The sequence below is a fragment of the Endothiovibrio diazotrophicus genome, from assembly GCF_054657215.1.
The window spans coordinates 1-1,521 of record NZ_BAAHXB010000247.1 but is presented as its reverse complement, the minus strand read 5'-3'; the positions used below and the strand labels follow the sequence as shown (position 1 = coordinate 1,521).

The 1,521-nt window shown below is 76.6% G+C and carries 1 protein-coding gene; it reads right to left on the bottom strand.

The window, feature by feature from the left end:
- A partial coding sequence (locus tag ACYQ2W_RS26140; RefSeq protein ID WP_459873992.1) for a tetratricopeptide repeat protein occupies window positions 1–1,430 on the bottom strand: 1,430 nt, incomplete at its 3' end.
- Window positions 1,431–1,521 lie beyond the last annotated feature (91 nt).

The window sequence follows — 1,521 nt, the reverse complement described above, 5'->3', positions numbered from 1 at the left end:
AGATCGATCCCCAGCTCACCCAGCCGGCCGACGATCCCCTCCAGGAAGAAGCCCACCGGGTGGTTCCCCAGGTCACCGCTGACCAGCCCCACCCTGATCCGCCCACCGAGCCCGCCACCACACCGCCAGGCGCTGAACGGACGCGCCCGGCGCGAGGCGACCTCGCCGAAGCGCCGCGCCTCCGCCAGGCGGGAAGCGGCGCTGCCGGAGGCGGTGACGTCGAGCAGGAAGAGCAGGTTGCTCCACGCCGGGAAGCGCTCGGGATCGAGTTCGACCGCCTTGCGCAGGACCGCCTCGGCCTCCTCCTCGCGGCCCAGCTCGATCAGCGCGTGACCCAGGTTGGCGTAGGCCGAGGCATCACCGGGGTCCAGCGCCACCGCCTCGGCGAAGGCCGCCCGCGCCTCGCCCGGACGCTTGCGCCGCAGGCAGAGCACCCCCAGGGTGCCGCGCGCCGCCGGGTCCCGCCCGTCGAGCCGGATCGCCTCGCCGATCGCCTCTTCGGCCTCATCGAACGCCTCCGCCCGCCCCAGCGTGTCGGTCAGCGCGATCCAGCCGCGGATGTCCGCCGGCGACACCCGGGTGGCACGCCGCCGCAGCTCTACCGCCTCGCTCAGCCGCCCGTGCTGGACCAGCAGGTCGGCCAGATTGGAGAGCGCAGCAAAGTGGCGCGGGTCGCGCTCGAGCAGCGCACGGTAGCCGGCCTCCGCCTCGGCGCTGCGATCGAGCGCGCGCAGCGCGTCGCTGCGCGCCAGCCACGCCGGCAGGTGGTCCGGCGCCAGCTCCAACGCGCGCTCGGCCAGCGCCAACGCCTCCGCCTCCCGCTCGCCGGCGAGCAGCGTGCAGGAGAGATTGGTCAACGCCAGGAGATGACCGGGGTCGAGCGCCAGGGCCTCGCGCAGGCACGCCTCCGCCGCCTCCCGCGCCTTCAGCTCGTGGAGCACCGCGCCCAGGTTGGCGCGATGGCTCGCGTTGCCCGGATCGAGCGCCACCGCCCGCTCGAAGGCCTCCCGCGCCGCCGCCGGCTCGCGCCGCGCCAGCAGCGCCGCCCCCAGGGCGCTCCACCCCACCGGCGCCCCCGGCCGGCGCGCCACGAAGCGCTGCGCCGCCGACAACGCCGCCTCCTCCTCGCGGGACACCGCCATCAGCTCCGCCAGCTCCCGCTCGCAGGCCGCCGCCGACTCGCGCAGGGTGGCGAGCGCCTCCGGCGCCAGCAGGGCGTTGGCCTCGGCCACCCCAGCCAACGCCACCACCGCCGCCGGCTGGGCCAGCGCCAGCAGCACCTCGGCGTAGGCGAACCAGTGGCGCGGCTCGCCCGGCTCCGCCTCCAGCCGCTGCTTGGCCGGTCCGAGACGCCGGATCGGCGGCTCGGCGTCCTCCCCGGCGGAGAGGGCAGACGGGACATCGGCGGGCGGGCGGTGCGGATGACTCATGGCGCGGGCTTCGGGGGACGGGGTCACGGATGGGGCGCGCCTATGGTAGAGGAGCCGGCGACGGGATTCGAGCCCGCGGCCGCGAGCCCGC